Source organism: Kitasatospora sp. NPDC057512, from assembly GCF_042802135.1.
In the GTDB taxonomy this organism is placed as follows: Bacteria; Actinomycetota; Actinomycetes; order Streptomycetales; family Streptomycetaceae; genus Kitasatospora.
In genome coordinates this window covers 1-5943 of sequence record NZ_JBHVET010000552.1, presented here as the reverse complement: position 1 = coordinate 5943, position 5943 = coordinate 1, and the positions used below count along the sequence as shown (strand labels likewise).

6 protein-coding genes are annotated in these 5943 nt (G+C 75.6%); 5 read left to right on the top strand and 1 reads right to left on the bottom strand.

The genetic code is table 11. The features are described 5' to 3' along the window. Positions 1-231: 231 nt before the first annotated feature. From ACFU6K_RS28880 to ACFU6K_RS28865, 4 genes are all read left to right on the top strand, one after another. The gene (locus tag ACFU6K_RS28880; protein ID WP_049653285.1) at positions 232-1050 is read left to right on the top strand and encodes an AfsR/SARP family transcriptional regulator; all 819 of its coding nucleotides are present in this window, start codon (positions 232-234) and stop codon (positions 1048-1050) included. A gap of 66 nt (positions 1051-1116) precedes the next feature. Further along, on the top strand, positions 1117-1905 hold the full coding sequence (locus tag ACFU6K_RS28875; protein ID WP_380667891.1) for an SDR family NAD(P)-dependent oxidoreductase: 789 nt from the start codon (positions 1117-1119) through the stop codon (positions 1903-1905). Positions 1906-1966: 61 nt separating this feature from the next. Further along, the gene (locus tag ACFU6K_RS28870) at positions 1967-4348 is read left to right on the top strand and encodes a condensation domain-containing protein (protein WP_380667889.1); all 2382 of its coding nucleotides are present in this window, start codon (positions 1967-1969) and stop codon (positions 4346-4348) included. A gap of 39 nt (positions 4349-4387) precedes the next feature. After that, on the top strand, positions 4388-4834 hold the full coding sequence (locus ACFU6K_RS28865; protein WP_380667887.1) for an SRPBCC family protein: 447 nt from the start codon (positions 4388-4390) through the stop codon (positions 4832-4834). Between the two features lie 15 nt (positions 4835-4849). Here ACFU6K_RS28865 and ACFU6K_RS28860 read toward each other — a convergent pair whose 3' ends face one another. Further along, positions 4850-5341, bottom strand: coding sequence for a winged helix-turn-helix transcriptional regulator (locus ACFU6K_RS28860; RefSeq protein WP_380667885.1), 492 nt, complete (start codon positions 5339-5341; stop codon positions 4850-4852). A gap of 107 nt (positions 5342-5448) precedes the next feature. Between ACFU6K_RS28860 and ACFU6K_RS28855 the strand changes: the two genes are divergently transcribed. Next, a partial coding sequence (locus ACFU6K_RS28855; protein WP_380667883.1) for a hypothetical protein occupies positions 5449-5943 on the top strand: 495 nt, incomplete at its 3' end.

The window sequence follows — 5943 nt, the reverse complement described above, 5'->3', positions numbered from 1 at the left end:
CCACCAGAGCGCCCGGAACCCCGCTCGACGGGCACTTGAGGAATCCGGCCGCCCCTCCTTGGCGCCGCTAGGGTGCGACGCATCCACCCCACCATCCCCCCGTTTCGAACACACTTCCGCACCAGCGGGGCACCGTTCACCGGACTCACCAGTCCACGGGTCCACAGCCTCACGAATCCACGGGCTCACGAGCCTCCGAGCCCCACTCACCCGCACGAGAGGAGAACCGCCATGCACCTCAGGGTCCTCGGCCCCCTCACCGCCGACCTCAACGGCATCTCCGTCGTCCCCACCGCCGCCAAGCAGCGCCAGATCCTCGCCCTCCTCGCGCTCTACCCGAACCGGATCCTGCCCACGGCCACCCTGATCGAGGAGATCTGGGGCGACGACCCGCCAAGACAGGCGCTCACCACGATGCAGACGTACATCCTGCAGCTGCGCCGCCGGATCACCCAGGCCCTCGGGCCGACCCCGCACGCCACCGCCAAGGACATCCTCACCACCCGGCACGGCGGCTACCAGCTCACCACCCACCCGGACAACCTGGACGTCCACACCTACAACCTGCTGACCACCCAGGGCCAGCACGCCTTCAACCACGGCCAGGACCACCAGGCCGCCACCCAGTTCCGCCAGGCCCTCGCGCTCTGGCACGGCCCCGCCCTGGTCGACGTCCGGCCCGGGCCGATCCTCACCATCGAGATCATGCGCCTGGAGGAGAGCCGGCTGATCACCCTGGAGCGCCGCATCGACACCGACCTGCGGCTCGGCCGGCACAACGAGCTGATCCCCGAGCTCACCCACCTGACCCACCAGCACCCGCACCACGAGGGCCTGCACGCCCAGGCCATGGTCGCGCTCTACCGGGCCGGCCGGCAGACCAGCGCCCTGACCACCTACCACCACCTGCGGCACCGGCTGACCACCGAGCTCGGCATCCAGCCCTCCCCGCACCTCCAGCACCTCCAGCACGCGATCCTCACCCTGGACCCCACCCTCAACACGCCCACCACGGCCCACCCGACCACCTACAACCTGTACTCGGCCTGAGCCCCGTCCGGACGGCCGTCCCCGCCGACCTCTCCCAGCTCCCAGCCCTCACCCACAGGACGCGTCATGACCACCGCACCCGAGAAACCCCTCGCCCTGATCACCGGCGGTACCCGCGGCATCGGCCTCGCCATCGCCCGCGAACTCGGCAGCCGCGGCCACCGTGTCTTCATCTGTGCCCGCACCGCCCGGGACATCGACCAGGCCCTCGCCACCCTGCGCGGCGAGGGCCACCAGGCCGACGGCCTCACCTGCGACGTCCGCGACCCCGCCCAGGTCGGCGAGCTGATCCGGCACGCGGTGGCCCAGTACGGCCCGATCACCGTCCTGGTCAACAACGCCGGGCGCACCGGCGGCGGGCCGACCGCGACCACCACCGACGACCTCTGGTACGACGTCATCGACACCAATCTGAACGCGGTCTTCCTGGTCACCCGGGAGACCCTCCGGCACGGCCACATCACCAGCACCGCCCACCCGCGGATCATCAACATCGCGTCCACCGCCGGGAAGCAGGCCGTCACCCTGGGCGCCCCGTACACCGCGAGCAAGCACGCCGTGATCGGCTTCACCCGGGCGCTGGCCAAGGAGCTGGCGCCGACCGGCACCACCGTCAACGCCATCTGCCCGGGGTACGTCCAGACCCCGCACACCGCCAGGATCCACCACGAGTACGCGACCGCCTACAACACCACTCCCGAGACCATCCACCAGCACTTCCAGCAGCACATCCCGCTCGGCCGCTACACCACGCCCGAGGAGGTCGCCTCGCTGGCCGGCTACCTCACCAGCCCCACCGCGGCCAGCATCACCGCCCAGGCGCTGAACGTCTGCGGCGGGCTCGCCACCCAGTAACCCCGGCGCGATCCCGGCCGGCCACGGGAAGGATGAGGGCTCCGGTGCCCGCTGATCAGCCATGACGAACCGTCAGTTCTCCAGCGCGCCCGTCACCTTGCTGGTGGCCGGCGCTCCCGCGCCCGAGCCCTGCCTGCCCGCCGGCCGTCCGCCCGGACCCCTGGACGCCGGACCCATGGACGCCGGACCGCTGGACGCCGGGGCGGTGCGCGCCGCGCCGGCCGGCGCCGCCCCCCGGCCCCGGCGGGCCGCCGAACGGCCCGTCCTGGCCCCGGAGTTCGTCCTGGTCGAGCTGCACCGGAGATACCCGCCGGAGGCACTGCGCGCCGCACTGCGCAGCGTCGTCGCCGAGGAGCCCGAGGAGCCCGCCGGGCCCGCCGGGCCCGCGGCGGACCTGCTCTGGCAGCGGACGGTGGACGGCCCGGACGGGCTCGACCGGGTGCTGGTGGAGCTGGGGCGCAGCCTGGCCGGCGGTCCCCGGCTGCGGGCGGTCCTGGTCGAGGACGCGGTCGACGCCGCCGGGGACGGCGTGCGCCACGCCGCCGGGGCCGGCGAACCGGACCGCGGCCGGCTGTTCGTCGGCGTCGCCCAGGGCCCGCTCGCCCGCGCCGCCGGGGTGCTGGAGGAGCTGCGCGAAGCGCTGGCGCACCCGCCGGAGCCGGTCACCGTGCCGACCAGCGCCCTCCAGCGGGAGCTGCTCCGCCAGGTGATCGGCGAGTCCGAGCCCGGCGGACGGCACGTGGAGCAGCTGTCCTGGAACTGGCACGGACCGCTGGACACCGAGCGCTTCACCGCGGCCTGGCAGTCCGTCTTCGACCACGAGACGGTGCTGCGCGCGGCCTTCGACTGGGACGAGCACGGCCCCGACGACCCGTGGATGGTGCTGCACGAGCACGCCGTCCCGGAGGTGACCCGGCACCGCCACGGCGCCGCCGACTGGGAGGACCTGCTCGCCGCCGACCGCCGGCGCGGCTTCGACCTGCGCCGACCCGCCCTGCTGCGCGCCACCCTGGTCGACGCCCCGCCGGAGACCGGGGAGGGGCCCGCCACCCGGGTCCTGCTCACCTACCACCACGCGATGCTGGACGGCTGGAGCGTACGGCTGCTGCTCCAGTCCTTCTACCGCGCCTACCTGACCGGCGGCGTGCTGGCCGGCGGCCAGCGCCGCCCCGACCTGCGCGACCACGCCCGCTGGCTGGCCGGCCAGAGCACCGACGCGGCACGGCAGTTCTGGTCCACCCGGCCCCCCGCCACCGCCGTCCTGCCGCTCGCCCCCGACCCGCGCAGGCGCGGCAGCGGCCGGGCCCGGCGCCGGCTCACCCCGTACGAGGCGGTGCGGCTGCGCGGCTGGGCGGCCGCCTGGGGCGCGGGCGAGAGCAGCGCCCTCCAGGCGGCCTGGGCGCTGCTGCTGTACCGCGCCGAGCAGACGGACCGGCCCCGCCGCCCGGCCCGCGCGGTGCGGGTCGGCTTCGCGGTGACGGTCTCCGGCCGGGGCATCCCGCTGGACGGCATCGAGCGGCTGCCCGGCGCCCTGCGCAACCCGCTGCCGATCTCCGTCCGGGTGCAGCCGGGCACCACCGTGCCGCAGCTGCTCGCGGCGCTGCGCGACGGGGTGCTCGACCTCGCCGCGTACGAGTGGGTCTCCCCCGGCCAGGCCCACCGCTGGACGCCCGGCGCGCGCGGGCAGCGGCCGAACAGCCTGGTCGTGCTGGAGCACCAGCCCGCCGCGGCGCACCACCTGCGGCTGGAGACGGACCTGGCCGCGCACGGCATCCACGTGGAGAGCCCGGCCCCAGCCGGCACCCTCACCTCGTACCCGATCACGCTCGCCGCCCACTATGACGCCACCGGCGGGCTGGTCCTCACCACCACCCACGACCGCGCCCTGCTCGCCGACCGGGACGCCGCCGAACTCCTCGACCAGAGCGCCCACCTGCTGCGCAGCTTCCCCGACCTGCCGAGCGGGCTGGGCACCACCGAGGTGCTGCGCTCCACCCTGGCCGAACAGCCGGCGCCCCGGCTGGGCGAGCCGGCGGCCGGCGCCGCCGAGGGCATCGAGCCGGCCGCCCCGGCGGTGCGCCTGGACGTGCTGCGCCGGGCCGCCCACCCGGGCGCGGGCTGGGTCCTGCTGCTGCCCCCGTCCGACGCCCCGCACACGCTCTACCCCGGCGCCGCGCGCGGCTGGCCCGGCCCGCAGGCCCTCGGGGTGCTGCGCCCCGCCGGGGACGACCCGCCCCCGGCGGCGTACCGCCCGGTGCTCGGCCCGCTGCTGGAGTCCCGCGCGCCGGTCGCCCTGGTCGCCCCGCCGGGGCTCGGGGCCACCGCGTGCGGGATCGCCCGGCTGGGAGCACCGGCGCACCCGCCGCTGGTGGTGCTGCTCGACGGGGACGGCGACCTGACGGCGGTGGCGGGCCTGCTGGGGGGCCTGCCGCGGCGCCGCTAGGACCGCCGGGCGGCTTCGAGAGGGCCTAGGGTGGCGACCGTGGCCCGCTTCGTCCTGATCCGCCGTACGCCGCTGCCGCCCGCCGAGTGCTGGGAGCGGCTGACGGCCTGGCCCCGGCACGGTGACCGGGTGCCGTTCACCCGGGTCCGCGTGGTCCGGGGCACCGGCCGGGAGGCGGGCGACGTCGTCCTGGCCCGGACGGCCCTCGGGCCGTTCGGTTTCGACGACCCGATGGAGCTCACCGAGCTGGTCGCCCCCGGCCCCGGCCGGGACGGGCGCTGCCGGCTGGTCAAGCGCGGCCGCCCGGTGCACGGCTGGGCCGAGCTGCGGGTCCGGGCGGTGGGCGGCGGCAGCGCGGCGGTCTGGACGGAGGAGCTGACGGTCGCCGGCCTGCCCCGGAGGCTCGACGCGCTGCTCGATCCGGTCCTGGCGCGGTCCGGGCGCCTGGTCTTCGGCCGGGTTCTGGACCACCTGCTGGGGCCGTAGCGGCGGCCCGGCCGATCAGGACGGCAGGAAGCGGGCGCCCGGTCCCGGGCTGCGGTAGACGGAGTCCGGGGACAGGTGGGTGTGGCCGCCCGCGCATTCCAGCACGAGGGTGACCGGTTCGTCGCAGCCGTGCTCCTCGCCGCCGCCGTGCCGGACGACGACCGACGGGCCCTCCTCGTCGGCGAGGTACTTGTCGCCCCACTCCAGCAGGGCGATCACGGTGGGCCGCAGGTCCCTGCCCTTGTCGGTGAGGCGGTACTCGAAGCGCTGCCGGTCGCCGGGCTCCTGGTACGGCACGCGGCGCAGCACGCCCGCGGCGACGAGGCCGTCGAGCCGGGTGGACAGCAGGTTGCTGGCGATGCCGAGCCGGGCGCGGAACTCCCCGAAGCGGCCGACGCCGTCCAGGGCCTCCCGCACGATCAGCAGCGACCAGCGCTCGCCGACCGCCGCGAGGGCGCGCCCCATCGAACAGTTCACCGGGTCGATCCGCCGCCGCTGCTCCGCCATGGGTCGATCCTAAACCGTCCGACCCACCTGGGTTGACAATCCGTACTCAGCCCGGGCTAGGCTCCGAGCCACCTGAGTTGAGAAATTAAATCCAGGAGGCGACGGCCATGCCGATGCTCGACGTCCACATCCCCGACGGCGCCCTGCGACCGGAGGCGGAAGCAGCCCTGCTCAACCGCATCACCGAGATCCTGATCCGCCACGAGGGCTTCGACCCCGCCGACCCGGTCACCCGCTCGGTGTCCTGGCTCTTCCTCCACCGGCCCGCCGCCGTCTACGTCGGCGGCGAGGTCGCGGACGCGCCGCGCTACAAGGTCGTCCCGTCGGTGCCCGAGGGCCAGCTCGACGCCCGCAAGCGCGCGGGCGTCATCGCCGACGTCACCGAGGCGATCCTGGACGCCGAGGACGGCGCCTGGCCCCGCGACCCCGGCCGGATCTGGGTGTTCCCCACCGAGATCCCCGAGGGCCACTGGGGCGGCTACGGCAAGGTCAGGCCGCTCGCGGCGATCCTCGCCCGGCTCACCGGCAACGACCGAGCCAGGGCCCGCGACCTCGCCGCGAAGCGCATCGCCGAGAGCCGCGCCGAGCACGCCCTGCTGCCG

What these genes read in the sequence shown, in the direction of transcription:
- ACFU6K_RS28880 (WP_049653285.1), top strand. Translation starts at nt 232, where the DNA reads ATGCACCTCAGGGTCCTCGGCCCCCTCACCGCCGACCTCAACGGCATC.
- ACFU6K_RS28875 (WP_380667891.1), top strand. Translation starts at nt 1,117, where the DNA reads ATGACCACCGCACCCGAGAAACCCCTCGCCCTGATCACCGGCGGTACC.
- ACFU6K_RS28870 (WP_380667889.1), top strand. Translation starts at nt 1,967, where the DNA reads ATGACGAACCGTCAGTTCTCCAGCGCGCCCGTCACCTTGCTGGTGGCC.
- ACFU6K_RS28860 (WP_380667885.1), bottom strand. Translation starts at nt 5,341, where the DNA reads ATGGCGGAGCAGCGGCGGCGGATCGACCCGGTGAACTGTTCGATGGGG.